The 26,529-nt window shown below is 71.5% G+C and carries 25 protein-coding genes, 3 pseudogenes and 1 riboswitch; of the genes and pseudogenes, 12 read left to right on the plus strand and 16 right to left on the minus strand.

Going from position 1 to position 26,529, the window contains the following annotated elements; genetic code table 11:
- Positions 1 to 29: 29 nt before the first annotated feature.
- On the plus strand, positions 30 to 725 hold the full coding sequence (locus tag ACFWM7_RS05305) for a pyridoxamine 5'-phosphate oxidase family protein (RefSeq protein WP_383255309.1): 696 nt from the start codon (positions 30 to 32) through the stop codon (positions 723 to 725).
- A gap of 34 nt (positions 726 to 759) precedes the next feature.
- Here ACFWM7_RS05305 and ACFWM7_RS05310 read toward each other — a convergent pair whose 3' ends face one another.
- From ACFWM7_RS05310 to ACFWM7_RS05320, 3 genes are all read right to left on the minus strand, one after another.
- Complete coding sequence (locus tag ACFWM7_RS05310; protein WP_383255311.1) at positions 760 to 1,719, minus strand: DMT family transporter; 960 nt, start codon at positions 1,717 to 1,719, stop codon at positions 760 to 762.
- Between the two features lie 160 nt (positions 1,720 to 1,879).
- On the minus strand, positions 1,880 to 2,911 hold the full coding sequence (locus tag ACFWM7_RS05315) for a DMT family transporter (protein ID WP_383255313.1): 1,032 nt from the start codon (positions 2,909 to 2,911) through the stop codon (positions 1,880 to 1,882).
- Between the two features lie 173 nt (positions 2,912 to 3,084).
- Positions 3,085 to 3,624: a Clp protease N-terminal domain-containing protein gene (locus ACFWM7_RS05320; RefSeq protein WP_383255315.1), complete on the minus strand. Its 540-nt coding sequence runs from the start codon at positions 3,622 to 3,624 to the stop codon at positions 3,085 to 3,087.
- 245 nt (positions 3,625 to 3,869) lie between these two features.
- Here ACFWM7_RS05320 and ACFWM7_RS05325 point away from each other — a divergent pair, with 245 nt between their 5' ends.
- Together ACFWM7_RS05325 and ACFWM7_RS05330 are read left to right on the plus strand one after the other, a co-directional pair.
- Positions 3,870 to 4,064, plus strand: coding sequence for a hypothetical protein (locus tag ACFWM7_RS05325; RefSeq protein WP_383255318.1), 195 nt, complete (start codon positions 3,870 to 3,872; stop codon positions 4,062 to 4,064).
- 79 nt (positions 4,065 to 4,143) lie between these two features.
- Positions 4,144 to 4,575, plus strand: coding sequence for an SRPBCC family protein (locus tag ACFWM7_RS05330; RefSeq protein WP_383255320.1), 432 nt, complete (start codon positions 4,144 to 4,146; stop codon positions 4,573 to 4,575).
- A gap of 138 nt (positions 4,576 to 4,713) precedes the next feature.
- Here ACFWM7_RS05330 and ACFWM7_RS05335 read toward each other — a convergent pair whose 3' ends face one another.
- The gene (locus tag ACFWM7_RS05335) at positions 4,714 to 5,331 is read right to left on the minus strand and encodes a PadR family transcriptional regulator (protein WP_383255322.1); all 618 of its coding nucleotides are present in this window, start codon (positions 5,329 to 5,331) and stop codon (positions 4,714 to 4,716) included.
- A 410-nt stretch (positions 5,332 to 5,741) separates the two neighbouring features.
- Between ACFWM7_RS05335 and ACFWM7_RS05340 the strand changes: the two are divergent.
- From ACFWM7_RS05340 to ACFWM7_RS05350, 3 genes and pseudogenes are all read left to right on the plus strand, one after another.
- Positions 5,742 to 6,983, plus strand: a pseudogene (locus tag ACFWM7_RS05340) (MFS transporter); the annotation flags it as partial.
- Between the two features lie 28 nt (positions 6,984 to 7,011).
- Positions 7,012 to 7,482 carry a DUF6400 family protein gene (locus ACFWM7_RS05345; protein ID WP_383255324.1) on the plus strand — a complete coding sequence of 157 codons (471 nt, stop codon included), beginning with the start codon at positions 7,012 to 7,014 and terminating at the stop codon, positions 7,480 to 7,482.
- The gene (locus ACFWM7_RS05350; protein WP_383255325.1) at positions 7,466 to 7,720 is read left to right on the plus strand and encodes a hypothetical protein; all 255 of its coding nucleotides are present in this window, start codon (positions 7,466 to 7,468) and stop codon (positions 7,718 to 7,720) included. Before ACFWM7_RS05345 ends, ACFWM7_RS05350 begins: the two co-directional genes overlap by 17 nt.
- Here the strand turns inward: ACFWM7_RS05350 and ACFWM7_RS05355 are convergent.
- Positions 7,692 to 8,255 carry a dihydrofolate reductase family protein gene (locus ACFWM7_RS05355; protein ID WP_383255327.1) on the minus strand — a complete coding sequence of 188 codons (564 nt, stop codon included), beginning with the start codon at positions 8,253 to 8,255 and terminating at the stop codon, positions 7,692 to 7,694. The two genes, ACFWM7_RS05350 and ACFWM7_RS05355, sit on opposite strands and share 29 nt — an antisense overlap.
- 190 nt (positions 8,256 to 8,445) lie before the next feature.
- Here ACFWM7_RS05355 and ACFWM7_RS05360 point away from each other — a divergent pair, with 190 nt between their 5' ends.
- On the plus strand, positions 8,446 to 9,267 hold the full coding sequence (locus ACFWM7_RS05360; RefSeq protein WP_383255329.1) for a PhzF family phenazine biosynthesis protein: 822 nt from the start codon (positions 8,446 to 8,448) through the stop codon (positions 9,265 to 9,267).
- A 116-nt stretch (positions 9,268 to 9,383) separates the two neighbouring features.
- Positions 9,384 to 10,072 (plus strand): annotated as a pseudogene (locus ACFWM7_RS05365) (integrase core domain-containing protein).
- Here ACFWM7_RS05365 and ACFWM7_RS05370 read toward each other — a convergent pair.
- Positions 10,069 to 10,848 (minus strand): CPBP family intramembrane glutamic endopeptidase, encoded by a 780-nt coding sequence (locus ACFWM7_RS05370; protein ID WP_383255331.1) that lies wholly within the window; start codon positions 10,846 to 10,848, stop codon positions 10,069 to 10,071. The pseudogene ACFWM7_RS05365 and the gene ACFWM7_RS05370 overlap by 4 nt on opposite strands.
- A 200-nt stretch (positions 10,849 to 11,048) precedes the next feature.
- On the opposite strand from ACFWM7_RS05370, the pseudogene ACFWM7_RS05375 reads away from it, so the two are divergent.
- Positions 11,049 to 12,832: pseudogene (locus tag ACFWM7_RS05375) on the plus strand (substrate-binding and VWA domain-containing protein).
- An 88-nt stretch (positions 12,833 to 12,920) separates the two neighbouring features.
- On the opposite strand, the gene ACFWM7_RS05380 reads toward ACFWM7_RS05375, so the two are convergent.
- Positions 12,921 to 14,426, minus strand: a complete 1,506-nt coding sequence (locus ACFWM7_RS05380) for a glutamate--cysteine ligase (RefSeq protein WP_383255333.1) — start codon at positions 14,424 to 14,426, stop codon at positions 12,921 to 12,923.
- A 484-nt stretch (positions 14,427 to 14,910) separates the two neighbouring features.
- Here ACFWM7_RS05380 and ACFWM7_RS05385 point away from each other — a divergent pair, with 484 nt between their 5' ends.
- Together ACFWM7_RS05385 and ACFWM7_RS05390 are read left to right on the plus strand one after the other, a co-directional pair.
- Positions 14,911 to 15,495, plus strand: coding sequence for a hypothetical protein (locus ACFWM7_RS05385; protein WP_356561583.1), 585 nt, complete (start codon positions 14,911 to 14,913; stop codon positions 15,493 to 15,495).
- Positions 15,496 to 15,822: 327 nt separating this feature from the next.
- On the plus strand, positions 15,823 to 16,029 hold the full coding sequence (locus tag ACFWM7_RS05390) for a DUF5999 family protein (RefSeq protein ID WP_205083960.1): 207 nt from the start codon (positions 15,823 to 15,825) through the stop codon (positions 16,027 to 16,029).
- 119 nt (positions 16,030 to 16,148) lie between these two features.
- Here ACFWM7_RS05390 and gcvP read toward each other — a convergent pair whose 3' ends face one another.
- Positions 16,149 to 19,034, minus strand: coding sequence for an aminomethyl-transferring glycine dehydrogenase (gcvP, locus tag ACFWM7_RS05395; RefSeq protein ID WP_383255336.1), 2,886 nt, complete (start codon positions 19,032 to 19,034; stop codon positions 16,149 to 16,151).
- Between the two features lie 193 nt (positions 19,035 to 19,227).
- A riboswitch (glycine riboswitch) is annotated at positions 19,228 to 19,325 on the minus strand.
- A 132-nt stretch (positions 19,326 to 19,457) separates the two neighbouring features.
- Between gcvP and ACFWM7_RS05400 the strand changes: the two genes are divergently transcribed.
- A complete protein-coding gene (locus tag ACFWM7_RS05400; RefSeq protein ID WP_383255338.1) occupies positions 19,458 to 19,829 on the plus strand; it encodes a PRC-barrel domain-containing protein in 372 nt (123 codons plus the stop codon).
- Here the strand turns inward: ACFWM7_RS05400 and ACFWM7_RS05405 are convergent.
- The 8 genes from ACFWM7_RS05405 to ACFWM7_RS05440 all read right to left on the minus strand — a co-directional run bounded on the left by ACFWM7_RS05405 (position 19,751) and on the right by ACFWM7_RS05440 (position 26,454).
- Entirely contained in the window at positions 19,751 to 21,205 is a 1,455-nt protein-coding gene (locus tag ACFWM7_RS05405; RefSeq protein ID WP_383255339.1) for a DNA polymerase IV, read from the minus strand. The genes ACFWM7_RS05400 and ACFWM7_RS05405 overlap by 79 nt on opposite strands.
- 110 nt (positions 21,206 to 21,315) lie before the next feature.
- Complete coding sequence (locus tag ACFWM7_RS05410; protein WP_383255341.1) at positions 21,316 to 21,942, minus strand: MerR family transcriptional regulator; 627 nt, start codon at positions 21,940 to 21,942, stop codon at positions 21,316 to 21,318.
- A gap of 170 nt (positions 21,943 to 22,112) precedes the next feature.
- Positions 22,113 to 22,586, minus strand: a complete 474-nt coding sequence (locus ACFWM7_RS05415) for a bifunctional nuclease family protein (protein ID WP_006123076.1) — start codon at positions 22,584 to 22,586, stop codon at positions 22,113 to 22,115.
- 53 nt (positions 22,587 to 22,639) lie between these two features.
- Positions 22,640 to 23,383, minus strand: a complete 744-nt coding sequence (locus tag ACFWM7_RS05420) for a MerR family transcriptional regulator (protein WP_383255344.1) — start codon at positions 23,381 to 23,383, stop codon at positions 22,640 to 22,642.
- 42 nt (positions 23,384 to 23,425) lie between these two features.
- Positions 23,426 to 24,205, minus strand: a complete 780-nt coding sequence (locus ACFWM7_RS05425; protein ID WP_383255345.1) for an FHA domain-containing protein — start codon at positions 24,203 to 24,205, stop codon at positions 23,426 to 23,428.
- A 190-nt stretch (positions 24,206 to 24,395) separates the two neighbouring features.
- Positions 24,396 to 25,205 carry a DUF881 domain-containing protein gene (locus tag ACFWM7_RS05430; protein WP_383255347.1) on the minus strand — a complete coding sequence of 270 codons (810 nt, stop codon included), beginning with the start codon at positions 25,203 to 25,205 and terminating at the stop codon, positions 24,396 to 24,398.
- 5 nt (positions 25,206 to 25,210) lie between these two features.
- Positions 25,211 to 25,543, minus strand: a complete 333-nt coding sequence (locus ACFWM7_RS05435; RefSeq protein WP_003970459.1) for a small basic family protein — start codon at positions 25,541 to 25,543, stop codon at positions 25,211 to 25,213.
- A complete protein-coding gene (locus ACFWM7_RS05440; RefSeq protein ID WP_383255349.1) occupies positions 25,540 to 26,454 on the minus strand; it encodes a DUF881 domain-containing protein in 915 nt (304 codons plus the stop codon). Before ACFWM7_RS05440 ends, ACFWM7_RS05435 begins: the two co-directional genes overlap by 4 nt.
- Positions 26,455 to 26,529: the final 75 nt, after the last annotated feature.

The raw sequence follows: 26,529 nt of genomic DNA on the forward strand, positions 1-26,529 counted from the left end.
GTATGCACTAGTGCAATGGAGTTCAGCAAATGCAGCACACCACAACGCCCGACAGCGCGGGACAGGGCGTCGCCGCCCCCTACCTGCCCACCGACCGTACGGTCCCCACCCGGTCCAAGGACCGCGCCTCCTACGACCGGGAGCTGGTCCACTCGATCCTCGACGAGGCCTACCTCTGCCACCTGGGCTTCGTGCGCGACGGCGCCCCGGTCGTCCTGCCGACCCTCTTCGGCCGGATAGGCGAGCGTCTGTACGTCCACGGCTCGACGGGCTCGCGACCGCTGCGGTCGGCGAAGAGCGCCGATCCGGGGCTGCCGGTCTGCCTGACGGTCACCCGCGTCGACGCCCTCGTACTGGCCAGGTCCGCCTTCCACCACTCGATCAACTACCGCTCGGTGGTGGTGCACGGCACGGCCGTGACGGTGACCGACCCCGAGGAGCGGCGGCTCGCCCTGGACGCGATCGTGGACCAGGTGGTGCCCGGCCGCTCCCAGGACTCCCGGCCGGCCGACGCCAAGGAACTCGCCGCGACGGCGGTGATCCGGCTGGACCTGAACGAGGTCTCCGCGAAGGTCCGCTCCGGCGGGCCCAACGACGAGCCCGAGGACAGCTCCCTCCCCCACTGGACCGGCATCGTGCCGCTCACCGGGGGCTACGCGGCGCCGGTCCCCGCGGACGACCTCGATCCCGCCATCGGCGTACCGGACTACCTGTCAGCGCTCTGACGGAAGCCGTCCCACCGCGCTCCGGCAGAGGCCCTCACACCGCCACGGCCTGCTCCCGGCGGGCGGCCGCCGCGCCGCGTGCCTCCGCGAGGGCCAGTCCGGCCACGGCGGTCAGCAGGAGCAGCGTGCCGAAGACGGTGGCCGCCGTCAGCCGCTCCCGCAGGACGGTGACCGCGATGAGGGCCGCGCTCACCGGCTCCAGGAGCATGATCACGGAGACGGTGGCCGCTCGGACGGCGGCCGCTCCGGCGAAGTACAGCGCATAGGCGAGCGCCGTGGGGACCGCCGCCACGTAGACCATCAGCCACAGCACCTGCCCGGTCTCGGCGGTGTGCGGCACCAGTCCCTCGGCCAGGGCCATGGGCAGCAGACCCACCGCTCCGATGCCGAACGCCCAGGCGCTGGTGGTCAGCGCGTCACCGCCGCCGCCGTCCCGCCCGAGCCACCGGGTGAGCAGGGTGATCGCCGCGTACCCGGCGGCGGACACCAGCGCGAGCAGCACCCCGGCCGGCACGACGTCGCCGCCCTCGCCGCCCAGGACCAGCACGGCGAGCCCGGTCAGCGCGCCGGTGACGGCGGCCAGGCCGCCCCTGCCGAGGCGTTCGCCCAGCAGCAGGCGCGCCCCGAGGGCGATCAGGACGGGCCCGGCGCCGAGCGTCACGACAGTGCCGACGGCGAGGCCGGTGATGTTGACCGCCGCGAAGTACGCGCTCTGGAACACGGTGAGCCCGACGCCGGTGCCGAGGATGCGGAGCAGCCGGCGGCGCCGGGGCTCGGGCTCCCGCGGCGCGCGGCGGGGGCGCAGCGCGAGCGCCCCGGCGAGCAGGACGAGCCCGCCCGCGCAGCGCCAGAAGGACAGGGCGAGGGGGCCGAGATCGCTGACCCGGAAGATCAGGGACGCGGCCGCGCCGGCGGTGCCCCAGGCGACTCCGGCGACGACGAGATACAGCATGCTCCGCCCGACGGGCAGCGCGGATGCGACAGGGATGGACATGTGGCTTCTCCGGAAGAAGAACAGGGTGGTGGGTCGCTCGGCTCCGCACGCGGGCAGCGACGAACCGCTCGGGGACTGCCCGAGCCCGGTCTTCGTCAGGAGTGGCCGCGCGCGCTAGGCGACAGGCGGCGGCAGCACAGTCAGATGCATGGTCAGCACACTAACGGGGGGCGCGGCCGCCGGACAACTCGCCCTCGACCGGCCCGGCCACCGCCCCGGTGCCGGCCCCGGCCGCGACCGGGCCCGAGGGCGACTTCGGCGCGGCGGACTGGGCGATGAACGCACCGGTCAGGACAACGAATCCGCCGATGAGCTGCGGCGCGGAGAGATGCTCGCCGAGGAGCACCCAGGCCAGTCCGGTCGCGATGACCGCTTCGAGGCAGGCGACGACCCCGGCCACCTGGGGCGAGAGCATCCGGACCGAGACGACCCCGGTGACGTACGCGAGGACGGTGGCGAGCAGCACGATCCAGCCGAGCAGCAGCCAGGCGGGGACCTCGTTGCCGTTCATGCCCGCGCTGCCGCCGAGCAGCGCCCAGTCCATGCCCCAGGGGCGGGCGACGACGGTGAGGACGGCCGCGCCGACGATCAGTCCGTACGCGATGACGCCGACGGGGTGCGGAGGTTCGGCGTGCTTGCCCTCGCCGTTCGGGGCGTCCTGCCCGCCGTGGTCGGAGAGGACGAAGTACCCCACCTGGCAGCAGGCGGCGCCGAGGGCCAGCAGCAGTCCGAGGAGATCGAAGCTGAGCCCGGCCCAGACCTCGACGACGCACGCGAGCCCGCCGACCGCCAGCACCACCCCGACGGCTGCGGCCCGGGTGACGGGCCTGCGCTGCACGAAGCGGACCCAGCCGAGGACCAGCGCGGGCGCCAGGTACTCGACCAGAAGCGCCACGCCGACCGGGATACGGGAGATCGACGCGAAGTAGAAGGCCTGCACCCCGGCCACCGCGAACAGGCCGAACCCGGCGAGCAGGGCGGGGCGTTCCGTTACGAGATTCCGGTGGCGCCAGGCGACCGGCAGCATGATGACTGCGGCGCCCGCGACGCGCAGCCAGACCACGTGCAGCGGGTCGAGCCCCGCCTCGATCAGCGGCTTGGCCGCCACTCCCGAACCGCCGAACGCAAAGGCCGAGAGCAGGGCGAGGCCCAGCCCGGCGCTTCTGCCCTGAAACCCCGAAGACGCGTGCATCGGCACATCATGGCAGTAGTCGACAGCACCGTCATCCCCGTGACACCTGTCGAGACGGAGCCCCCGCCGCGCCGCCGCTCCTCGGCCTCGAACACGGCCACGAACACGGTCACGCGCCTGACTCCTCGGCCGCGAACACGGTCACGCGCCTGGCTCCTCGGCCGCGAACACGGTCAGGGGCGGGACTCCTCGGCCGTGAGCACGGTCACCCGGCCCGCCAGCCACCGCGCGTCCACGCCCCCGCGGGCGAGCACCTCCACCGCCCGCGAATCGGCGTCGGCCGCCAGCGCGGCGAGCAGATCGAGACCGGCGGCCCGCGCCTCGCCGCGCGACGCCGCTCGGTACAGCGCGTCGTCCAGCGCGGCCAGCGCCGCGGGCGACCAGCCGTCTGCGGCCGGGTCGCGCACCACGGGAACGGCCCCGGAGTCCTCGACGGAGCCCTGCCAGCGGAGCCCGTAACCGATGCTGCGCTGGACGAGATAGCCGAGCACCCTGGCCAGCTGGGGCCCGCCGTCGAAGGCCTCGCGGACCGCGGGGTCCGTCTCGATCAGCGAGTGGAGAAGGTGGGCGGTGTCGATCTGGCGGTCCCCGTCGCGCAGCGCACGCCTGCGCGCACCCGTCAGCACCGATGCCAGTTCGTCGGTGAAGCGGGCATCGGCTTCGGGATGGTTCGGTGCGGGCTGTTCGGGGATCCGCGGCGTCCGGTTTTGCACACCTCTACCCCATCAGTCCCGGGGCCGAAAGGCATCCCCGGGGCGACCCATTGGGCATCCCACCGAAGTTGGGGACAGGAGTGCGGTCCGTCATCCTTGCGGATGAGATCGTGCCGGGGGACGCAACCATGGGGCCCCCGAGGCGCGCGCCGCCTTGCATCGCACGCCCCCGCGGCAACCGCAGGCCCCCACGCGCACGTCCCTCACGCCACACCGCACACGCTGGAAAGGGAGGGGAGGAACGGGTGTTCTGGATGGTCGCCCTGCTCGCCCAGGACGGGCTGCAGTACGTCTACCGCGTGTACGCACCCGACGACGCCCTGCCCGCCGATCTCTTCTGGGCGGCCTTCCACTGCCATGACGACGGCCCCCACCCCCGCGCGTCGGACCGCTTCGACGCCGCGGTGATCTGGCGGAACCGGCAGCCCCAACAAATCTGACGGTTCATCAATATTGAATGTTAGCGCGGCCCTCGCTACGTTCCGCGACACCGATACCGGACGAACCAGGGGTGGTCGCATGGCTGAAGTCAGCGCCGAGGCACGTATCGAGGCACCCGCCGCGAAGGTCTGGGACCGCCTGACGGACTTCTCGTCGTACGGGGAGTGGAACGCCACCCACACCAGTTTCCCCGGGGGCGGGCCGGCCGAGCTGAAGCTCGGGGCCTCCTACGAGGAGAACATGAAGCTCATGGGCTTCCCGGCCGAGGTGACCTGGACGGTCGACGCCCTGGAGGACGGCCGCCTGCTGGCGACCCGGGGGAAGGGCCCGATGGGGGTCAACCTGGCCATGCGGTACTCCCTGGCCCCGGAGGGCGACGCCACGACGATGCGCATCGACGGCGAGTTCACCGGCGCGGCGGTCTCACTGATGGGCGGCAAGCTCAAGGACTCCGCGACGGCGGCACTTCAGGAGTCGCTGCGCAAGCTGGGCGGGCTCGTCGCCCCGTGATCCACGCCCGCACCGGTACGTGAATCTCCTCGCGCCGTGATCCACGCCCGCACCGGTACGTGAAGGGCCCCGCAGAATCCGTTTCCGCGAGGCCCTTCACGTACCGCTTGCCGCGCCGCACCGTCCGCCGCGCACGGCTCAGTGCTCGTCGGCGAGGATCAGGTAGAGCTTCTTGCGTGCGTCGTTGATGACCGTCAGCGCCTTCTGCCGCTGATCGGCCGAGCCGGTCTTCCAGACCTGCCCGAACGCCTCCATCAGACCGAAGCCGGCCTGCCGGATCTCGTTGGCACCCTCCCAGTCCACACCGCGCCCGGCCTCCTCCCACGGAGCCTCGGGGCCGGTCTCGGCCTCGCTCCGCCCGGATTCGGTGAGCGTGAACAGCTTCTTGCCGCCCTCGCTGGCGCTGACGATCAGCCCCTCGTCCTCCAGCAGCTGGAGCGTCGGGTAGACGGAGCCCGGGCTGGGCCGCCAGGCCCCGCCGCTGCGCTCGCCGATCTCCTGGATCATCTCGTAACCGTGCATCGGGCGGTCCTTCAGCAGGGCCAGGATCGACGCCCGCACGTCACCGCGCCGCGCCCGCCCCCGACCTCCGCCCCGACCGCGTCCGCCCCCGAAGGGACCACCGCCGAACGGCGGCCCGAACGGCCCGAAGGCGGCCCGCCGGCCGTCGCCCTCGCCTCGACCGTGATGACCGGGCCCGTAGTGCCCCGGCCCCTGCTCGTATCCATGTCCGTGCCCATGTCCGCGTGAACGCATCTCTACGCTCCTTCCATCATTGACCTGTCGCGATGCGTCAACGATATATCGGAAACTATCGAATGACAAGAACGACGTAAGGAACGACGTAGGGACGGCAGGGATCCCCCGCGCCACCGGGCCACCCCTCCCCGCAATTGCCTTTCGCCCCCGGCCGCCGGGCGCTAGCGTTCCGGAGACGCGTGACCCCCACGGAGGAGAGACATGCCCGGTCGTCCGAGCGCGCGCTGACGTCGTAGGCCGGATCGGCCCGTCATCGCGTGCTGCCCTCAAGGTCGCGGCACAGCGAGCCCTTTCCCCGCCCGTTGCCCGGGCGCGCCTCCGCGCGCGGGGCTGCGGTTCTCGTTCGGCGACCCCAGAGGTTTCCTGTGCCCTCCCCTGCCTCCTCCGCCTCCCCTTCTTCTTCCTCCATGCCGTCGCGCCTGTGGCGGGACGGCGACTTCCGCCTGCTCTGGGCCGGGCAGACGGCCTCCCAGCTCGGCGAACACACGACGCTCGTCGTGCTGCCGCTCCTCGCCGTCCTGACGCTCGACGCGGGCGCGGGCCAGTTGGGCGCTCTCCGCGCGGTGGGGCAGGCGCCGATCCTGCTGCTCGCACTCCTCGCGGGTGCGTGGGTGGACCGGTGGCGGGCCCGCACGGTGATGGTGCTCACCGACGCCGCCCGCACCGTCGCCCTGGGCGCGGCCGCCGTGGCCGGACTCCTCGGGCTGCTCGGCCTGCCGACGCTGTTCGTGGTCGCGTTCACCGTCGGAGCCCTGTCCGTCCTCTTCGACGTGGCGTATCAGGCTTCCCTCGTACGGATGGTGCGGCGCGACCAGCTCGTCCAGGGCAACAGCGCGCTGGAAGGCAGCCGGTCCGCGGCGCAGATCGGCGGTCCCGCGCTCGGCGGTGCGCTGGTGTCGCTGCTGTCGGCGCCGGTCGCCACCGCCTCCGGCGCGCTGTTCTTCGCGGTGTCGTTCGTGTCCCTGCGGCGGATCCGCCGGTCCGAGGCCGCACCCGAGCGCGTGGCACCGGCCGGGGAGCACCCGGAACGAGCCGCCGGGGTCCGGCACCGGATCCACCAGGGCCTTCGCTTCGTGGCCGGAAACCCCTGGCTGCGGGCCGTGTGCCTCGCCTCGGCCGCCTTCCAGCTCTTCTTCGCGGCCACGATGACCGTCTACCTGCTCTTCCTCCCGCGCGAACTGCATCTGACGGGCGCCACCATCGGCCTCGCCCTCGCGGCGACCGGGCCGGGCGCGCTGCTGGGGTCCGTCCTGGCCGCACGGCTGCCGGGCCGGCTCGGCCACGGCCGGGTGCTCCTGTCGGCGGCGGCGCTCGGCAACGGGGCGCTGTTGTGCGTGCCGGCCCTGCACGGCTCCTCGGCCGCGACGGTTGTCGTGCTCCTCGCCGTCAACTTCGTCTTCGGGACCTTCAGCCAGTTGGTGAACGTCACGCTCATGTCGGTGCGGCAGGCCGTCACACCTGACGGGATGCAGGGACGTGCGGCCGCGACGATCACCTTCGTCGGGATGGGTCTCACCCCGCTCGGCTCGCTGCTCGGCGGCCTCCTCGCGCAGGAGTGGGATCTGCGCGCCGCCCTCCTGGTGACGGCCGCGGGCATGATGCTGTCCCCCGCCGTCATGGCGGCCTCCCCGCTCGCACGCCTGGGACGCTCGCCCGCCTGGGACGGAGACCCGCGAGATGACGCGCGCCACAGGGCCGCGCGCGAACCGGACCACCGTGAGCACCCCTGTACGGACAGCAGCCCGTCCTCGCCCGTCCGTCCGAGGACGCAGCCCCGGGACAGCGAGTCCGAAGCCCCGCCTGGCGACTCAGGTCACCCTTCCCCGGCGTCGCGGAGGCCTGGTACAGGTGGTGAGGTTTCACCCCCCGCGCCGGAAGAGCAGCCATGAACCAGGACAGGACAGCCGAGCTCACCCCCTTCACCATCGACCTGACCTTGACCTGACCTTCGAGGAAGCACGGCGACGCGCCGAGGTCGTCGCCGCACGGGGGCCCGACTGGGATCCGGTGGCCGCTCTCCGCAGCGAGAACGAGGCCCACGCCCTGCTCTACTCGGGGCTGGACGCCGATCAGCAGCGCACCTATGACCGGCTGGTGGCCGCCGGTGTCCTGCCGGACGAGGACCCGGGCCGTGCGGCTGCCCAGTGATCCGCAGGCGGACATCGCCCGCCGCGCCTGGGTGGCCTGCCCCGCCTGCGACGACACCGGCCACTGCGCGACCTGTGCGGACCGCCGCACATGCCGCGCGCACTGGCGCTATCTGATCTCCGACAACGGTCCGTTCCTGCACCTCCAGTGCCCCTGCTGCACGCACACCTGGTCGCTCGACACCCGCCCCGGGCGTACCCCGGCCGAGCTCAGGCCGGGGCGTACCGCTGGAGGGTGATCCCGCTGCGGAACGCCCTCGACTCCAGGAGCCGCAGCCGGGGCACCTCGTAGCCGTCGGGGAAGAGGCCCCGGCCGCGGCCCTGGACGGTGGGATAGACGAAGAGGCGGTACTCGTCGACCAGTCCGGCCGCGATCAGCGCGTGGGCCAGGGTGATGCTGCCGGTGAGGACGATGTCCTTGCCGCCCTCCTCGGCCTTGAGCCGGCGGACCTCCTCGACGGGGTCGCCCTTCAGCACCGTCGAGTTCTGCCACCCGGGGTCGGTGAGGCTGCTGGAGACCACGTACTTGGCCACCCGGTCGAGGTAGGCGGTGATACCCGTGGGGTCATCCGTCTGCAGCGGCCAGTAGCCCCGGAAGTCCTCGAACGTCCGCCGCCCGAGGAGCAGCGCGTCGGCGCGGTCGTCCTGGCGATGGCTCTCCTCCAGCACGTCGCTCATGTCCTCGCCCGCCTGGCCCTGCGGATCGAACCAGTCCGTGATCATTTCGACCGAGCCGTCGACGGTGATGTTCTGGGTGATCGCAAGGGTGCGCATGCCACTCTCTCCTGCTCCCGGGTGCGTACGCCCTCCAATGGAGAGTGCGTACGTTCTCTCCTCCTGGTGACTCTCCCGGGCCCGGGGAGTCATCGGTGACCGGCGGATCCCCGGCGGACGCGGCGGGCAGGGGCCAGACACCCGGAATTGGCCTTGGCCCGTCTCCGCACAGGCAATCTACGGTCGCCGCATGAGGATTCGTATCGTCGACGCGTTCACCGACCGCCCCTTCTCCGGAAACCCCGCCGGCGTGCTCCTCCTGGAGGGCGGCGCGTTCCCGGCCGCCGAACGCCTCTCGGAGATCGCCGCCGAGGTCAACCTCTCCGAAACTGCCTTCGCCCACCCGCTGCCGCCGGGCGGCACGGCCGACTGGGCGCTGCGCTGGTTCACCCCGGCCACCGAGGTGGACATGTGCGGGCACGCGACGCTCGCCACCGCCCACGTCCTGCACACCACGGGCCTGGCCACGGGCCCGGTGCGCTTCGCCGCACGCTGCGGGATCCTGACCGCGACCGCCCACCCAAACGGCTCCCTCACCCTCGACTTCCCCACCGCCCCGCTGGCCGAGGAGCCTGTACCGCACGGCCTGGCCGACGCCCTCGGGGCGGACCCCGTATCGGTGCACGACACCGGCGAGCACATCGGCGACCTGCTCGTCGAACTCCGCGACGAGGCGACCGTACGGGCACTCGCCCCGGACTTCGCCGCGCTGGTGGCCCACTCCCGGCGCGGGATCATCGCCACCGCCGCGGCCGAGGACCCCGCCCGGGGCTACGACTACGTCTCGCGGTGCTTCTTCCCCGGCGTCGGCATCGACGAGGACCCGGTCACCGGCAGCGCCCACACCGCGCTGGCCCCCTTCTGGTCGGCCCGCCTCGGCCGCGACGACCTCACCGGACTGCAGGCATCCGCCCGCTCGGGGCTGGTCCGCACCGCGCTGCGCGGCGAGCGCACCCTGCTGACCGGCACCGCGGTCACGGTGATCGACGGCGAACTGCTCACCACCTTCTGAACCCCGGAGCAGGCCCTAGGTGTATTGATCATGAGCGTTGTTGACGCCGGCTGGGCTCATGGCGAAGGCCCCCGTGTGTGGTGGAGGTGTCGAATCTTCACCGCACGGAGGCCTTCGTGTCCCACCGTAATGCCCGGCTGACCGTTCACGGCAGGCGACTGCTCGTCGACCGTGTCCGCTCTGGCCGTCCTGTTGCCGTACGTCGCCGCGGAGATGGGCATCTCCCGTCCCGCCGCCCACAAGTGGCTCCGGCGCTGGCACTGCGAGGGCGAAGGCGGACTCATCGACCGCTCCAGCCGCCCACACCGGACACCCCACCGAACCACTGCCGCAACCGAAGCCCGGATATGCCGCCTGCGCCAGGACCGCAAGCTCGGACCCGCACGACCCGGGCCGATCCTGGGGCTGCCCGCCTCGACGGTGCACCGTGTCCTCACCCGGCACGGCCTCAACCGCCTGAGCCTCCTCGACCGGCCCACCGGCCAGGTCGTCCGACGCTACGAGCGTGAACGCCCCGGCGAGCTGATTCACGTCGACGTGAAGAAGCTCGGCCGGATCCCCGAAGGCGGCGGCCACAGGACCCTGGGCCGCCAGGCCGGCCGCCCCCAGACCAACGGCAAAGCCGAACGCTTCAACCGCACCCTCGCCGAGGAGTGGGCCTACCAACGGCCCTACACCTCGAACGACGAGCGCACAGCAGCCCTGGCAGACTTCCTCCACACCTACAACCACCACCGCACCCACCGCACTCGGAGGCCACCCACCCATCACCCGCGTCAACAACCCTGCGGGTCAATACACCTAGGGCGTCGGCAGCCAGTCCACCCGCCCCGCGAGCAGGGCGTATCCGACGAACGCCCCGATGTCCAGGAGCGCGTGCGCGACGACCAGCGGGCCCACCCGGCCCCAGCGCCGGTAGAGGAGCACGAAGACGACGCCCATGACCAGGTTGCCGATGAAGCCGCCGATCCCCTGGTACAGGTGGTACGACCCGCGCAGTACGGAGCTGGCCACCAGGGCGGCCATCGGCGTCCAGCCCAACTGCCCCAGCCTGCGCAGCAGATACCCGACGACGATGACCTCCTCCACCACGGAGTTCTGGATCGCCGAGAGGATCAGTACGGGGAACTTCCACCAGACCTCGGGCAGGGATTCGGGGACGACCGTCAGGTTGAACCCGGTGGCGCGGGCCACGAGGTAGAAGGCGAGGCCGGCGCTGCCGATGCCGGCCGCGACCAGGGTTCCCCGGCCGAGGTCGAACCAGGGCCTGGCCCGGTCGAAGCCGATGGCCCGCAGGCCCGCCCCCTCCCGGATCAGCAGATGCGCGACCAACGCGACCGGCACCAGAGCCGTTGCGATCCCGAACATTTGCCATGCCAGATCAAGCCATGGACGGCCCGGAGCGTACGAGCCGTTGAGCGTCGCCGCCTGGTCCTTCAATCCTCCCGGTTTCGTCAGGGATCCGACAAAACTGATGAGAGCCGACACCGCGCTGGCCCCCAGGGAGAGCGCCAGGACCAGCACCACCTCGGACCGCAGGATCCTTCGTGACACGGCCTCTTGGGGAAAAGAATCAGCCACGCGCCCGGCCTCCACCTGTACACCTGCCTTTTGTTCTGCAATCGCGTCTCATCCCACCGACCGTCCCGCCAGGGTCTCGAATACAGGTACGAAGATCATGCGCGACAGGCCGGGGGACGACCACCATCGCTGATGGCCGGGTTCCCCTTTTCCTTGTGTGATCCTCAAGGAGGGGTACCACCGACTTGGGACGTCATAGCTTGCCCGACGGCTACGCGGCGGAGGGACGCCGGGGCCACCCGAGCACCCGGCGCCGGCGTCGTACGGTCGTCATCGCCACCCTGCTCGTCCTCGCCGTGGCGACGGGGACGGCGGTAGCGGCCAAGGGCGGCCTGTTGTCGTTCTCCGAGTCCTGCGAGGACTCCGCCGTGCACCTCTCCGTCGTCGCGTCCCCGGACATCGCCCCCGCCGTACGCTCCGTGGCCGAGCAGGCCCGCGCGGCCGAGGTGAAGGCCGACGGCCACTGCCTCGCGGTGGAGGTGCTGGCCCGCGACTCGCACAAGGTCGCCGAGGCCCTCGCGGCGGGCGACGCGGAACCCGACTTCCAGGTCTGGCTGCCCGACTCCGACCTGCGGCTGGAGCGGGCCAAGGGGCTGGGCGAGGGCGTTCCCGTATCCCCGTCCGATTCGGTGGCCTCCTCCCCGGTGGCCCTGGCCGTGGTGCCGTCCGCCTCACGGTCGCTGGGCTGGCCCGGCAAGACGTACACCTGGGCCGAGCTGGTCGCCGGAACCCTCGGTTCGGACCGGGTGCGGCTCGGCGCCGCGGACCCGGCGCGCAGCGCCACCGGGCTGCTGGCGCTCTCCGGCATCGGCGCCTCGTCCGCGCGGCAGGGCGGGGACAGCGACACCCGGGTCGCCCAGACCGCGAAGGTGCTCGCCGAGCGGATGTCGGACGGTAACGCCCGGGTGCTGGAGACCCTGGCGCGGAGCACGTCCGGGGCCGAGGAGGGCAATCCGAAGCGCAACCAGGCGGTCCTGATCTCCGAGCAGGCCGCTTTCGCGCACAACACGGAGGCGACCGGCGCCGGCAAGCTCGACCTCTTCTACCCCGAGGACGGAACTCCGCTGCTGGACTACCCGTCCGAGCTGGTGAACGGGCGCGGCTGAGTACCGCGGAGTCCCGCGCGGCCCTGCGCTTCATGAACCTGCTGGGCGACCCGGAGGCCCGGGCCACGTTCACCCGGCACGGATTCCGGGCCGGCGACGGGATCGCGAAGGACTCCCTCGTCGCGGCGGCGGGCGGCAGAAAGCCCCAGCCGTACGCCGGACCGGCCGCGGAGGCTCCCTCGGCGGAGGCGTTGCGGGAGACGCTCGGGATGTGGACGATCACCGTCCAGAACGCCCGGCTGACCACGGTGGTCGACGCCTCCGGCTCCATGGCGACCCTCGTGCCGGTGCCGGGCCGGAACCGGTCCCGGATGGACGTCACCAAGGAGTCGCTGATCCAGGCGCTGGGCCAGTTCACCCCGAACGACGAGATCGGGCTGTGGGAGTTCGCCCCCACGCTGGACGGCGAGAAGGACTGCCGGCGGCTCATGGAGACGAAACGGCTCGGCGATCAGGCCGAGGGCGGCGGCACCCACCGGGAAAAGCTCACGGCCGCGTTCGCGGGGCTGCGGCCGGTGCCGGGTGGTGCGACGGGGCTGTACGACACGACGCCGGCCTCGTACAAGGAGGCCCGGTCGACGTAAGTGAAGGGGGAGTTCAACGCCCTGGTGATCCTCACCGACGGCTCCAACCAGGACACGAACAGCGTCTCGCGCAGCGGGCTCGTAGCGGAGCTGAAGAAGCTCGTCGACCCGGAGCGCCCCGTCCCGGTCATCGCGATCGCGGTGGGCCCGGACGCGGACCGCGACGAGGTCGCCGAGATCGCCCGGGTCACCGGCGGCGACGGCTACGAGGTGAGCGACCCGGCGGAGATTCAGGCGGTGATCCTCCAGGCCATCATGGCGGCGGGCCAGAACGGCCGCGCCGCCCAGGAGTGACGGTTCCCGCAAACCCCCCGGGCCGCGCGCCGCACAGCAGTGACGGGGCCACGAGCCGGCCCGTCACTCCCCCGCGAGCCGCCGGCCCTCAGGGCGCCGGGAACCCCACCGGCCAGGTGTGGACCGGCTCCCCGGCGTGCATCAGCTCGGCGTAGCGGCGCGTCATGGCCGCGAGTGCCGCCTCCCGCCCGAGCCCGGCGTCCAGGGCCCGGTCGTACGTGGCGACCTGCCAGGAGGCCCCGTTGACGCGCCGCTTGCAGCGCTCCTCGATCACGCCGAGATAGCGGTCCCGGTCCGCGGGCTCGATGTGCCAGGCGTCCAGCCCGGCGGCGGCCAGCGGCAGCAGTTCCTCCAGCACCAGCTGTACGGCGGGGATCCTGGCCAGCCCGCCGGAGCGGCCGGACCGGGGCCAGAGCATCTCGGCCTCGATGCCGTGCCGGCAGGCCTCGGTGAAATTCTCCTCGGCGGCCTCGAACGGCAGCCGGCTCCACACCGGCCGCGACTCCTCGGCGAGCGCCCGCACGAGCCCGTAGTAGAACGCGGCGTTGGCGATCACATCGGTGACCGTCGGCCCGGCGGGCAGGACGCGGTTCTCCACCCGCAGATGGGGAACGCCGTCGGCGATCCCGTACACCGGGCGGTTCCAGCGGTAGACGGTGCCGTTGTGCAGGACCAGTTCGCCCAGCTCGGGCACCCCGCCCTCGTCGAGCACCTTCAGCGGGTCCTCGTCGTCGCAGATCGGCAGCAGCGGCGGGAAGTAGCGCAGGTTCTCCTCGAACAGCTCGTGCGCGGAGCCGATCCAGCGCTCCCCGAACCAGGTCCTGGGACGCACCCCCTGGTTCACCAGCTCCGGCGGCCGTACGTCGGTGGCCTGCTGGAACAGCGGCGGCCGGGACTCCCGCCACAGCTCCTTGCCGAACAGGAAGGGGGCGTTGGCGCCCAGCGCGATCTGGACGCCGGTGATCGCCTGGGCGGCGTTCCAGACGTCGGCGAACCGGGCCGGCGTCACCTGGAGATGCAGCTGCACCGAGGTGCAGGCCGATTCCGGGGCGATCGAGGGCGAGGTGCAGACCAATCGCTCGACGCCTTCGATATCCAGGGCGAAATCCTCCCCCCGGGCGGCCGCCATTTGGTCGTTGAGCAGGGTGTAGCGGTCCACGTCCGAGAGATTCGCGGACACCACGTCGTGCTCCCCCAGGGTGGGCAGGATTCCGATCATCACGATCCCCGCGTCCACCTCCCCCGCCTTGCGGTGCGCATAGGCGAGGCCGGTCCGCAACTCCTCCGAGAGCTGATCGAATACGCGCCCGCCGAGGCGGTGCGGAACGATATTCACTTCGAGATTGAACATCCCCAGTTCGGTCTGGAAATCCCGGCTCGCGATGCGCTGGAGCACTTGCTGGTTCATCATCCGGGGCATCCCGTCGGAGCCCGCGAGATTCAGCTCTATCTCCAGCCCCATCAGGTTCCGCGGCCGGTCGAACCTCCGCTCCGCGAGGAGTCTGCCCAGCCCCTCCAGGCACCGGTTGAGCTTCGTGCGGTATGCCTGTCGATCGGACAGGTCAAAGGCTCCCGCCACGACCTTCTCCCCCATCGAGGGGTCCTTCCTCCAGTGGGCGGCCCGCGGCCCAGGCCGCTCGCATCACGATCGATAATGCCCAGCGGGAGTGATCCGTAACGCCCCCACGGGCCTCCGATACCCGATAGTCTGGTTGAGGGAGACCGGAGGCACATTCGCACGGCATGCGGCACCGGGCATTTTCGGCCGGTGCATGCGTGGTGGAAACGCCGACGAGTTTCGGCCGTCCGTGCCACCGGAAGGGTGCCAGGTCGACACCGACCGGGTCAGATCAAATCATCAGGAATACCGCGATTCGAAGGCCGGATGACGCCTTGTGCGACATATCCCCGCCTGCTAGCGGAAACACTGTGTGAACACGCGTCATATAAACTCCGCTCAACGAGGCAGAGAGTTGATTCGACTCGCCCGTCACCGGCCTCCTCTGGCCCGCACGCCGACAGCGCCGTCTGCACCCGCCCAAGCTCCACCGTGTCTCCGAAGTGAGAGGCGACCCACTATGCCGCTGCATGTCCCCTCGGCTCCCGCGCCCGCCCTGCGCAGCGTTCTCGCGGCCATCGGTTCTCCCACCGCCGTCCGCGAAGCCCGAACCTCCGCCCTCCGGTCCGTCCAGGGACCGCTGAGCCCCGAACTACCGCTTCCCGTGCATGTGCTGGACCGGATCGCTCCCACCGGGGAAGCACCGCTGACACGCCTCGCGGCCTGGCGTTTCCTGATCCGGAGCGAGGGCCGCGCGGTCGCCGCGGCGGACACCGTGCTCACCCCGGACGGCTGGACATTCTCGCACTTCTTCGAGGGGCCCTACCTCGCCTCGACCGAGCTGGCCGTCCGGCAGGCGGAGGCGTCAGCCACCGGCTGCCAGGCGCGGCTGCTGTCCATCCCGGAGCTGTACATGCTCACCCTCTGGCTGCACGGCGACACCGAGGCCGATCCCGCCGGCGGGGTGCTCGCGCCGACGGACGTCCTGGTGCCCCTGGCGCCGGCCCCGCCGGGCATCGCCGCCCATCGACCGCACCGGGTCGCCGATCTACTGCCCGTCATCTCGCTGCGCGTGGCCCCCGGGCCGCTCCTCAGCTCGGCCTGACAGGCGCCGCCCCGGCACAGCGCCCCCGCGGCGACCCCGCACCGCCCGGACACCGGGCCGGCGCGAGGGGTCGCCGCGGGGGCGCTGTGCTGCCCACTCGGACTAGCCCCATCCGGCCACCCCGAACCACCCAAAGGGACAGTGCAGTTGCGGTGAACCGTCCGCGCGGGTGATGCGTCATGGGAGGAGTACGGGTGCTGCAGCGAAATCCCTGCGGAATCTTCCCCGTAGGGCAACACTGGGACCGGACCGACTGATACGGGGGCGGCCATGAACACCTCATCCAGCCGCACGACATTCGACTCGACGCAGCGAAAGAACCCATCCATGTGCCAGCACCAGCCCACCTGCCCCACCGCCGATTCACCCGACCGGGAGGCCGCCCGCCTGAGCGCCCACCACCCCGAACAGGGCTGGAGCCTCCTGTGCAACGGCGTCCTGCTCTTCGAGGACACCGGCGAACTGCTGCCCGACGGGCAGATCATCGCCCCGCACCGGCCGCTGGCAGCCGGCCGCGTGGTGAAGGCCGCCTGAGAGCGGCCGTACGGAAGAAGTCGTACGGAAAAAGGGGCCGGCCCGGAGAGAACTCCGCACCGGCCCCGACGCATGTCCGGCGCACGCCGCTCCCGGCGCACGCCCTACGACAGGCTGCCTCAGTCGTCGTACGCGTCCAGCGGGGGGCAGGAGCAGACCAGGTTCCGGTCGCCGAAGGCCCCGTCGATCCGGCGGACCGGCGGCCAGTACTTGTCCGCGGCGGACACCCCGGCCGGGAAGACGGCCTCCTCGCGGCTGTAGCCGTGGTCCCAGTCACCACCGAGCGCGGCGGCGGTGTGCGGAGCGTTGGCGAGCGGGTTGTCGTCCTTGCTCCACTCCCCCGAGGCGACCTTCTCGATCTCGGCGCGGATCGCGATCATGGTGTCGCAGAACCGGTCGAGCTCGGCGAGGTCCTCGCTCTCGGTCGGCTCGATCATCAGCGTGCCGGCCACCGGGAACGACATGGTCGGCGAGTGGAAGCCGTAGTCGATCAGGCGCTTGGCCACGTCGTCGATGGAGACGCCGGTCGCCTTCGAGATCGGGCGCAGGTCCACGATGCACTCGTGCGCGACCAGCCCGGCCGGGCCGTTGTAGAGGATCGGGAAGTGCGGCTCCAGCCGCTTGGCGATGTAGTTCGCGGCCAGCACGGCGACCTGAGTGGCCCGCTTGAGGCCCTCGCCGCCCATGAGACGGACGTACGCCCACGAGATCGGCAGAATGCCCGCCGAGCCCCACGGGGCGGCCGAGATCGGGCCCACACCGGTCTCCGGGCCCGCGGCGGGCTGGAGCGGGTGGTTGGGGAGGTACGGGGCGAGGTGGGCACGGACGCCGACCGGGCCGACGCCGGGGCCGCCGCCGCCGTGCGGGATGCAGAAGGTCTTGTGCAGGTTGAGGTGCGAGACGTCGCCCCCGAACTTGCCGGGCTTGGCGAGCCCGACCAGCGCGTTGAGGTTGGCGCCGTCGACGTAGACCTGGCCGCCCGCATCGTGCACCTCGCCGCAGATGTCGGCGACGTGCTCCTCGAACACCCCGTGCGTGGACGGGTAGGTGATCATGAGAACGGCCAGCTCGTCGCGGTGCTGCTCGATCTTGGCGCGCAGGTCCGCGATGTCGACCTCGCCGTCGTCGGCGGTCTTCACCACGACGACCTTCATGCCCGCCATGACGGCGCTGGCGGCGTTGGTGCCGTGCGCGGAGGACGGGATGAGACAGACGGTGCGCTGCTCGTCGCCGTTGGCCCGGTGGTACGCGCGGACGGCCAGCAGACCCGCGAACTCGCCCTGGGAGCCGGCGTTCGGCTGGAGGGACACCGCGTCGTAGCCGGTGACCTCGGCGAGGCGCTCCTCCAGCTCACGGATGAGGGTGAGGAAGCCCTGCGCCTGCTCGCCCGGGGCGAAGGGGTGCAGCGCGCCGAACTCGGGCCAGGTGATCGACTCCATCTCGGCGGTCGCGTTCAGCTTCATCGTGCAGGAGCCGAGCGGGATCATGCCGCGGTCCAGCGCGTAGTCGCGGTCGGCGAGCTTGCGCAGGTAGCGGAGCATCGCGGTCTCGGAGCGGTGCTGGTGGAAGACCGGGTGGGTCAGGATGGCGTCGGAGCGCAGCAGCGCCTCGGGCAGCGCGTCGGCGACCGTGGCGTCCAGCGCCTCGATGTCGCCCTCGGCGCCGAAGGCGGCCCAGACGGCGGAGATCTGCGCGCGGGTGGTGGTCTCGTCGCAGGCGACGGAGACGTGGTCGGCGTCGACGAGGCGGAGGTTGACCCCGCGCTCGCGGGCGTCCGCGACGATGTCGGCGGCCTTGCCGGGCACGCGCACGGTCAGGGTGTCGAAGAACGCGCCGTGCACGACGTCGGCCCCGGCGCTGCGCAGGCCGTCGGCCAGGATCGCGGCGAGGCGGTGGGTGCGCCGGGCGATCGTCCGCAGGCCCTCGGGGCCGTGGTAGACCGCGTACATCCCGGCCATCACGGCGAGGAGGACCTGCGCGGTGCAGATGTTGCTGGTGGCCTTCTCGCGGCGGATGTGCTGCTCGCGGGTCTGGAGGGCCAGGCGGTAGGCCTTGTTGCCGTCCGCGTCGACGGAGACGCCGACGAGGCGGCCGGGCAGGGAGCGGGCGAACTTCTCGCGGACCGCCATGAAGCCGGCGTGCGGGCCGCCGAAGCCCATCGGGACACCGAAGCGCTGGGTGGTGCCGACCGCGATGTCGGCGCCGAGCGCGCCGGGCGAGGTGAGGAGCGTGAGGGCCAGCAGGTCGGCGGCGACGGTGACGATCGCGCCGAGCTCGTGGGCCTGCTCGATGACGGGCTCGATGACGCGGACGGCACCGGAGGCGCCCGGGTACTGGAGCAGGACGCCGAAGACGCCGCGCTCGGCGATCTCGGCGGGGATGCCGTCGCTCAGGTCGGCGACGACGACCTCGACACCGGTGGGCTCGGCGCGGGTCTCGATCACGGCGACGGTCTGGGGCAGGGTGTCGGCGTCGACCAGGAAGACGCCCTTCTTCACCTTGCCGACGCGCCGGGCGAGGGCCATCGCCTCGGCGGCCGCGGTGCCCTCGTCGAGCAGGGAGGCGCCGGAGGTGGGCAGCCCGGTCAGCTCGGCGACCATCGTCTGGAAGTTCAGGAGGGCTTCGAGCCGGCCCTGGGAGATCTCCGGCTGGTACGGCGTGTAGGCCGTGTACCACGCGGGGTTCTCCATGACGTTGCGCAGGATGACGGGCGGCGTGAAGGTGCCGTAGTAGCCGAGGCCGATCATCGGGGCCAGCACCTGGTTGCGGTCGGCCAGCGAGCGCAGCTCGGCCAGCACCTCCGCCTCGGTGCGCGCCGAAGGAAGATTCAGGGCCTCCGCGCTCTTGATCACGTCGGGCACCGCGGCGGCGGTGAGCTCGTCGAGGGAGCCGTAGCCGACCTGGGCGAGCATCTTCGCCTGGGCCCCGGCGTCGGGCCCTATGTGGCGCTGCTCGAACGGAATACCCTGCTCCAGCTGGGAGAGCGGAGTGCGACGGGGGGTCATGGTGGAGGCCTCCTGGTCTGTCACGACCTGCGAGGGGCACCACGGCGCGGGTGCCCGAACGGCCTCCCCCTCTGTCATCTCAACCTGAGAGCTTCACCGGCCCGCCCGGGGGCGTGCCGACTTTCACCGTCGGTGAGGGTCGAGTCCATTCGGGCCTGCGCCCGCACGGATCCGCCCTGCTTTCCAGAGTGACCTCGTCCGTGCGGTACGGGGGCCTGAGAGATTCCGGGGAGGAGTTGCTCCTTCGGCGCCTCCGGATTCTGCACCGGAGGACTCTCCCGCACGGGGTCAGCAGCCACTGCCAGCCTACCAGCGGCCACCGCGCCGGAGCTCTCGAGTGGCCGACGCCACGGATCTGCACTTCTGTGGTGCTGGTGGGGCGACGGGAACCACCCTGAGCAGCCGCGACCAGTGGGAGGCACCGTGCAGACCGATATCGATCCGCGTCGCCTGATCGGCCGCAAGGCGTTCGATCGCAAGGGCGCCAAGATCGGAACGGTGGATGAGGTCTATCTCGACGACGCGACGGGTGTGCCCGAGTGGGCGGCCGTGCGCACCGGCCTGTTCAGCAGGGACGCCTTCGTCCCGCTGGAGCCCAGCGAGTTCGTCGAGGACGCGCTGCGCGTCCCCTTCGACCGGGCGTTGATCAAGGGCGCGCCGGACTTCGGCGTCGGCCGGCACCTCTCGCCCGAGCAGGAACTGCAGCTCTACCGGCATTACGGGCTGGACTCCCCGCCCACGGAGGATTCCGCGTCCGACCGGGACTTCGGCAGGCTGGCCGGCCAGGAGGAGTAGTCGGGCGCCTCGCGGACGAGCGGCAGCGGGTCGGCGGGGAGCAGCAGCGGATCGTCGATCCGGAACGTGAGCACCCGGCCGGGCGCGCTCCCCGGTTCCTCGAACCGTACGGTGACCCGGCCGATCCCGCTGCCCTGCACCCAGCCGTGCCCGTGCTCCTCGTGGTGCACATCGTGTCCGGCGGGCCAGCGCCGCGCGGCGAGCAGCTCCGCGCTGTCCGGCTCGGGCTCCGGAGCGGCTTCCTCCCCGCCCCCCTCCACCGGCGCCCGGTGCTCCTGGGTGCGCTGTGCCAGCTCCCGGGCGTCGGCGGCCTGGGCGAACAGGTCCTCCTGCGTGTAGTCGGCAAGCCCCGTGACGCCGACCCCGAGCAGCCGTACGCCGCCGGTGGTGTCGACGGACTCCAGCAGCCGCCCCGCCGCCTCGCGGACCACGGTGGGGTCGTCCGTGGGGCCCCTGAGCGTCTCGGAGCGGGTCAAGGTGGAGAAGTCGTAGCGGCGCACCTTCAGCACCACCGTGCGGCCCGACCGGTCGGCGGACCGCAGCCGCTCCACGCACCGTACGGCCAGCCGCTCCACCTCGGCACGCACCCGCACCCGGTCGTGCAGGTCCACGTCGAAGGTGTCCTCCACCGACACGGACTTGGCGTCCCGCTCGGCGACCACCGGCCGGTCGTCGAGCCCGAGCGCCATCCGGTAGAGCCCGTGGCCGTGGGCCTTGCCGACCAGCCGTACGAGCTCCGCCTCGCCCGCCTCTGCCAGGTCGTGGACGGTGGTCATCCCGGCGCGTCGGAGGTGGTCGCCCGTGGCCGGTCCGACCCCCGGCAGGATGCGGACGGACATGGGGGCGAGCAGCTCGCGCTCGGTGCCCGGCTCGATGACGAACAGCCCGTCGGGCTTGGCCTCCTCGGAAGCGATCTTGGCGAGCATCTTGGAACCGGCCAGTCCGACGGATCCGCTGAGGCCGGTCACCGCCCGGATGGCCGCCCGCAGCCCCTCGCCCGTCGCGCGGGCCGAGGCCGAGTCGTCCGCCGTCCCGCCGGCCTCCAGGTCCACGAAGGCCTCGTCCAGGCTGAGCGGCTCCACCAGGGGCGACAGCCGGCCCAGAAGCTCCATCACCTGGTCGCTCACCGTGCGGTACAGGGAGAAGCGGGGCACCAGGTAGGCCGCGTTCGGCGCCAGCCGCCGGGCCTGCGCGGTGGGCATCGCCGAGTGCACACCGAGGCGCCGGGCCTCGTACGACGCGGTGGCGACCACTCCACGCGGGCCGAGGCCGCCCACCACGACCGCCTTGCCGCGCAGACTCGGCTTGGCCGCCTGCTCCGCCGACGCGTAGAAGGCGTCCATGTCCAGGTGAAGGATGGTGGGCGCGGGTCTCACACCGTCGATGCTGCCCTATGGCACTGACAACGGGACGGTCCGGCGCCCCGTGGGGCGCCGGACCGTCCCGTGTCCGTCGTGCTGTCGCATCGTGCCGCTCGCCCGGGTGCTCAGCCCGCGCGGTTACGCCGCCGGGCCAGCTCGTCGGCGGGGTTGTGGCCGACGAGCGTCTCGCCGGTGTCGACCCGCTCGCCGTGCAGCTGCGACAGCGCCGCGTCCACGTCCCGCCAGACGACGCCGACCGCGATCCCGAAGACGCCCTGCCCGCCCTGGAGCAGGCTGACGACTTCGTCGGGCGAGGAGCACTCGTAGACCGTGGCCCCGTCGCTCATCAGCGTCATGCGCTCGAGATCCTGGAAACCGCGGGCCCGCAGATGCTGGACCGTGGTGCGGATGTTCTGCAGAGCGACCCCGGTGTCCAGGAACCGCTTGACGATCTTGAGAAGGACCACGTCCCGGAAACTGTAGAGACGCTGGGTTCCCGACCCGTAGGCCGGGCGCACACTGGGCTCGACCAGTCCTGTGCGGGCCCAGTAGTCCAGCTGGCGGTAGGTGATCCCCGCCGCCGCGCACGCCGTCGGTCCGCGATAGCCGATGTCGCCGGCATCGCTCGCCGCTGCCACGCCACCCGCTGCCACGGCTGCCGGCGCAGCCGGCTGCCTGATGGCGTGGTCGGCTCCACTGCCGTGCTGCGGATACGGCCCACCCGCCGCCGTACCGTCGCCGCTGCTTCTCACGCCGACCTCCGTCCTTGACCTGCCCACTCGAAGGTAGGCAGTCACTCGGGGTGCGTCAACGATCGCCACACTCGGCACGCCGAGTGATAATCACCCTGAGGGTGGTTTCCCGTGTCTCATTTCCGGGAAAGGCTTGTCGGATGCGCTGACGGCACCCCCTTGCGGGACGGTCACTGACTGTTCGTACCGAAGTCCTCCGGAGAGATCTGGTCGAGGAATTCGCGGAACTTCTCCACCTCGTCCTCCTGCTCGTCGGGGATCGCGATGCCCGCGTCGTCCAGCACGCCGTCACTGCCGTAGATCGGCGTGCCGGTCCGCAGGGCGAGCGCTATGGCGTCGGAAGGCCGCGCGCTCACCTCGACTCCGCTGGCGAAGACGAGCTCCGCGTAGAAGACCCCTTCGCGCAGGTCCGTGATGCGGACCTCGGTGAGCTCCTGGCCCACGGCCTCGAGCACATCCTTGAACAGATCATGGGTCAGCGGCCTGGCGGGAGCCATGCCCTGCTGGGCGAAGGCAATCGCGGTCGCCTCCCCAGGACCGATCCAAATGGGGAGGTACCGGTCGCCTCCCACTTCACGCAGGAGAACGATCGGTTGGTTGGAGGGCATTTCCACCCGGACACCGACAACGTCGAGCTCGTTCACACAGCAACCCTAGGACGTGCTCGCCATGTTTGGGTAGTCGGGCTCCGCCGAGGTCAGTGCAGACGGCCGCGCAGAGCGCTCTGCACGAGGGCCGCGTGCAGCCGTACGGACAGCTCGGCGAGCTCGTTCGCGGTGGCCTCGGCATGGGCTCTGGTCTGCGGATTACGGTGCCGGCGCAGGGGTGCGACCAGCTGCTCCACCAGGCCCGCCTCCCGGTCCGCTGAGGCCCGCATGGCCCGAAGGTGACGTGGTTCCAGACCGAAACGCCCCAGATCCGCCACCAGCTTGGCGACGGTCACCATCTCGGCGTCGTAGCCGCCCTCCGGGGACGGGACGATGAGCCCGTAGGACTCCCACTCGGTCAGCCGCTCCTCGTCGACCTCGGCGGCCGCGAGCAGCTCGGCCCGCCCGATCCGGGCGGCGGTCGCCGCGCCGGGGCCGGTCTCCCACACCCCGTCGGCGAGGTCCCGCCGCTCACCGGGCGAGGGCAGGACGGGCTGCTCCCCCCGGGCCAGCGCGTCCAGGTGCTCCCGGATGACCTTCAGCGGCAGGTAGTGGTCCCGCTGCATGCGGAGCACCTGCGCCAGGCGCTCCACATCACGCGGGGCGAACTTCCGGTATCCGGAAGGAGTGCGCTGCGGCTCGATGAGCCCCTCGGCCTCCAGGAACCGGATCTTGGAGATGGTGACTTCGGGAAACTCCTCGCGCAGCTGGATGAGCACCGTTCCGATGCTCATCGGGTGCGCTTCCGCGGTGGCGGTGCCGTGTCCGGCACCGCCTGTCGGTGTTCGCAGCATGGGCCTTCCTGGGGGTTCCCCCGGACGGAGTCCGGGGGCTGGTCACACGCCCCGCGGGCTCGCATAGAAGACCAGGCGGTACTTTCCGATCTGGACTTCGTCGCCGTTGGACAGCGGGACCGAATCGATGCGCTCACGGTTGACGTAGGTGCCGTTGAGGCTGCCGACATCACCCACGGTGAAGCTACCGTCCGGGCTCCTGCGGAACTCCACATGACGCCGCGACACGGTCACGTCATCGAGAAAGATGTCGCTCTGCGGGTGACGGCCGGCCGTGGTCAGGTCGCTGTCGAGCAGAAAGCGGCTGCCGGAATTCGGACCGCGCCGTACGACCAGCAGCGCCGAGCCCCCGGGCAGGGCGTCGACCGCGGCCTGGGCCTCGGGGGAGAGCGAGGGCAGAGCGGTCTGGCCCGTCGCCTCCGCCTCGTACGCCTCGAGACCGGAGATGGAGATCGTCGACGTCGTCTCCGAGGGACGCTCGGGAACGCCGCCCCGCAGCGGCGCGCCGCAGTTGGAGCAGAACTTGCTGGCCTCCGCGTTGCGGTGACCGCACCTCGTACAGACGGGCATCGACGAGCCCTCCGGGGTGAACCCTCCACCCGTACTCGAGGCTGATGGTGCGCCGAAACCTATGCGCCCGGCACCGGCAGGGTCAACAGACGACACGCCGTCACCCCCCGGGGCGCCGGACACCTCGTCTCGGAAGAGCGGACGCTCCGCCTCCTGCTCCTCGCCCTGACCGTGGCGCGGCGCGCGGTGGCGGGCAGCATTGTTGCTGTCCTCGCGTGCACTCTTCCCGAACAACTTCGCAAACAACTTCACGGGCGTTTCCCCTTGACCGACATAGACCCGCCCGTGGGGCAGGACGAACCCTGAATGAACACACCTGCCGACCCGGACATCTTCACAACGTCCGTATCCACCCGACAGTTTCCACCACGCACCACCAATCCGGTGCGGCGACCCCCCGCAACCGTCCGACCCGGTCGACCGGCCCTCCCGCTCGCCCCGCTCACGGGGACGACGACCGAGCGTAGTCAGGCCGCTGCACCGGTCGCAAGGCGTCCACGACGATGTCGTCGGACCGCTCCACGAGCACCGTGGCCTGCTCCTTCTCCAGCGTCTGGACCACACCGCCGGGGATGTTGAGGGCGGGCTCCAGATCCTGCGGTTTGCCGATCACCGTGAACTCGTACGGTGCTTCGATCTTCTTGCCGTCGACCTGGACGTCCCCGGCGTCCCCGGAGAAGTACGTGTTGGCCACCACCCGGACGCCGTTCACCTCGATCGCCTCGGCCCCCGCCGCCCTCAGCTCCTGAATGGCGTCGAGCAGCATGTCGGGCGCGACCGCACGCGCGGGGTCGGTGATCGTCAGCGTGATGCCGGGGCCCTGTGCCGCCACGGTGCCCGCGAGGATGCCGAGCTGGCGTTCCTTCTCCAGCGTCTGCTTCCGCGCCTCCTCGGCCTGGTCGGAGCTGTTCTCCAGCTCGGTGCGCTGGTCGTCCAGGCGTTGCTTCTCGTCCTCCAGGCGCTGGGTCCGGTCGTCGACCTCGTCGAGGATGCGGACCAGGTCCTCCTGCCGGGCGCCGCGCAGCGCACTGTCGTCGCTGGTGGACCGCACCTGGATGGCGAGCCCCAGACCGAGCCCGAACAGCAGCACGGCGACGATGAGTTGGGCCCGGCTCAGCCGCGGCGGCCACAGGCCCGCCTTCAGCCGCTGCCGGCCGGACACCTCCTGGGCGGGCGGCGTCGCGGACGCGTCCGGGGCGACGGACGCGCCGCCCTCCGGCTGTTCGCTGCGGGGGTTCTCGTCGTTGTTCATCGGCCTCAAGCCCGGAAGACGTGCCGACGGATCGCGGCGGCGTTGGAGAAGATCCGGATGCCGAGCACGACCACCACACCGGTGGAGAGCTGAGCACCGACACCCAGTTTGTCGCCGAGGAAGACGATCAGCGCGGCCACCACGACGTTGGAGAGGAAGGAGACCACGAAGACCTTGTCGACGAAGATGCCGTCGAGCATGGCCCGCAGACCGCCGAACACGGCGTCGAGCGCGGCGACCACCGCGATCGGCAGGTAGGGCTCGACCACCGCCGGCACCTCGGGCCGGACCAACAGTCCGACCACGACTCCCACGACGAGGCCCAGTACGGCGATCACGATGTGCCCTTCCCTGTGTCTGCCGCACCACTGCCGGCGGCCTTCGGCTCTGCTGTACGGACGATCAGGCTCGGCGCTGCCGGAAGCTGCACCTTCGCCTGGTCGGAGATGCTGGTGCGGATGTCGAAGCTGTCCTTGAGCGCCTGCAGGTACAGGCCGTCGGCGCTCTCCTGGAACGCGGTCGCGAGCTTCTTCCCGTCCCCCACCGCGAGCACCGTGTACGGCGGTACGAGCGGTCTGTTGTCGACCAGTATGGCGTCGCCGGCGGCCCGGATGGCCGACAGCGCCGTCAACCTTTGCCCATTGATGGCGATGGCCTCGGCACCGGATTCCCACAGGCCGTTGACGACCCGCTGCATGTCCCGGTCGCGCACCCGTCCGGTGTCGGCGAAGCCCGAGGACTCGCGCGGCCCGTCCCCGCCCTGGGCGGTGTCCTTCGCGTCGTCGACGATCAGCTTCACGCCGGGGCCCTCGACCGGAGTCGCACCGGCCAGGAGGGCCACCAACTGTCCCTGGTCCCCGCCGTGCTGCTCAAGGGCCTTGCGCTGACGTTCGCTCACATCGAAGCGGAGCTTGTCGACATCCGACTCCAGCGTGTCCGCGGCCTCCGTCTCGGCGTCGATGCGGTCAATCAGCTCTTCGCGCTCCTTGGCGACGACCGGCGCGGAGATCCGCGCCTCGGCGGCGCCGAGGGTGACCACCAGGGCGGCCACCACCAGTCCGGCGGCCAGGCCGAGCTTCGACTTGAGCGTACGGGGCAGCCCCGCGCTCCCGTCGGCCTTGCGCCGCGCCGAGGCCTCCGCGTACCCGTCGTCGAGGCTGTGGTCCATCACATTGTTCAGCAGCGACATGGAGGCGTCGGGGCGTGCGGGCGGCGGGGCGGTGCTCCGATCGGGGGACTGCTGCGACATGCCGCACATCGTCGCACGTCATCCCGGCTGCCGCCGAATGGCCCCACCGGTGTGCCGCGACCCCCTGCCCGGGGC

The organism is Streptomyces sp. NPDC058375, assembly GCF_042723425.1.
GTDB classification, from domain to species: Bacteria; Actinomycetota; Actinomycetes; order Streptomycetales; family Streptomycetaceae; genus Streptomyces; species Streptomyces durocortorensis.

What these genes read in the sequence shown, in the direction of transcription:
- ACFWM7_RS05305 (WP_383255309.1), top strand. Translation starts at nt 30, where the DNA reads ATGCAGCACACCACAACGCCCGACAGCGCGGGACAGGGCGTCGCCGCC.
- ACFWM7_RS05310 (WP_383255311.1), bottom strand. Translation starts at nt 1,719, where the DNA reads ATGTCCATCCCTGTCGCATCCGCGCTGCCCGTCGGGCGGAGCATGCTG.
- ACFWM7_RS05315 (WP_383255313.1), bottom strand. Translation starts at nt 2,911, where the DNA reads ATGCACGCGTCTTCGGGGTTTCAGGGCAGAAGCGCCGGGCTGGGCCTC.
- ACFWM7_RS05330 (WP_383255320.1), top strand. Translation starts at nt 4,144, where the DNA reads ATGGCTGAAGTCAGCGCCGAGGCACGTATCGAGGCACCCGCCGCGAAG.
- ACFWM7_RS05335 (WP_383255322.1), bottom strand. Translation starts at nt 5,331, where the DNA reads ATGCGTTCACGCGGACATGGGCACGGACATGGATACGAGCAGGGGCCG.
- ACFWM7_RS05345 (WP_383255324.1), top strand. Translation starts at nt 7,012, where the DNA reads ATGACGCGCGCCACAGGGCCGCGCGCGAACCGGACCACCGTGAGCACC.
- ACFWM7_RS05355 (WP_383255327.1), bottom strand. Translation starts at nt 8,255, where the DNA reads ATGCGCACCCTTGCGATCACCCAGAACATCACCGTCGACGGCTCGGTC.
- ACFWM7_RS05360 (WP_383255329.1), top strand. Translation starts at nt 8,446, where the DNA reads ATGAGGATTCGTATCGTCGACGCGTTCACCGACCGCCCCTTCTCCGGA.
- ACFWM7_RS05380 (WP_383255333.1), bottom strand. Translation starts at nt 14,426, where the DNA reads ATGGGGGAGAAGGTCGTGGCGGGAGCCTTTGACCTGTCCGATCGACAG.
- ACFWM7_RS05385 (WP_356561583.1), top strand. Translation starts at nt 14,911, where the DNA reads ATGCCGCTGCATGTCCCCTCGGCTCCCGCGCCCGCCCTGCGCAGCGTT.
- ACFWM7_RS05390 (WP_205083960.1), top strand. Translation starts at nt 15,823, where the DNA reads ATGTGCCAGCACCAGCCCACCTGCCCCACCGCCGATTCACCCGACCGG.
- gcvP (WP_383255336.1), bottom strand. Translation starts at nt 19,034, where the DNA reads ATGACCCCCCGTCGCACTCCGCTCTCCCAGCTGGAGCAGGGTATTCCG.
- ACFWM7_RS05420 (WP_383255344.1), bottom strand. Translation starts at nt 23,383, where the DNA reads ATGCTGCGAACACCGACAGGCGGTGCCGGACACGGCACCGCCACCGCG.
- ACFWM7_RS05430 (WP_383255347.1), bottom strand. Translation starts at nt 25,205, where the DNA reads ATGAACAACGACGAGAACCCCCGCAGCGAACAGCCGGAGGGCGGCGCG.
- ACFWM7_RS05440 (WP_383255349.1), bottom strand. Translation starts at nt 26,454, where the DNA reads ATGTCGCAGCAGTCCCCCGATCGGAGCACCGCCCCGCCGCCCGCACGC.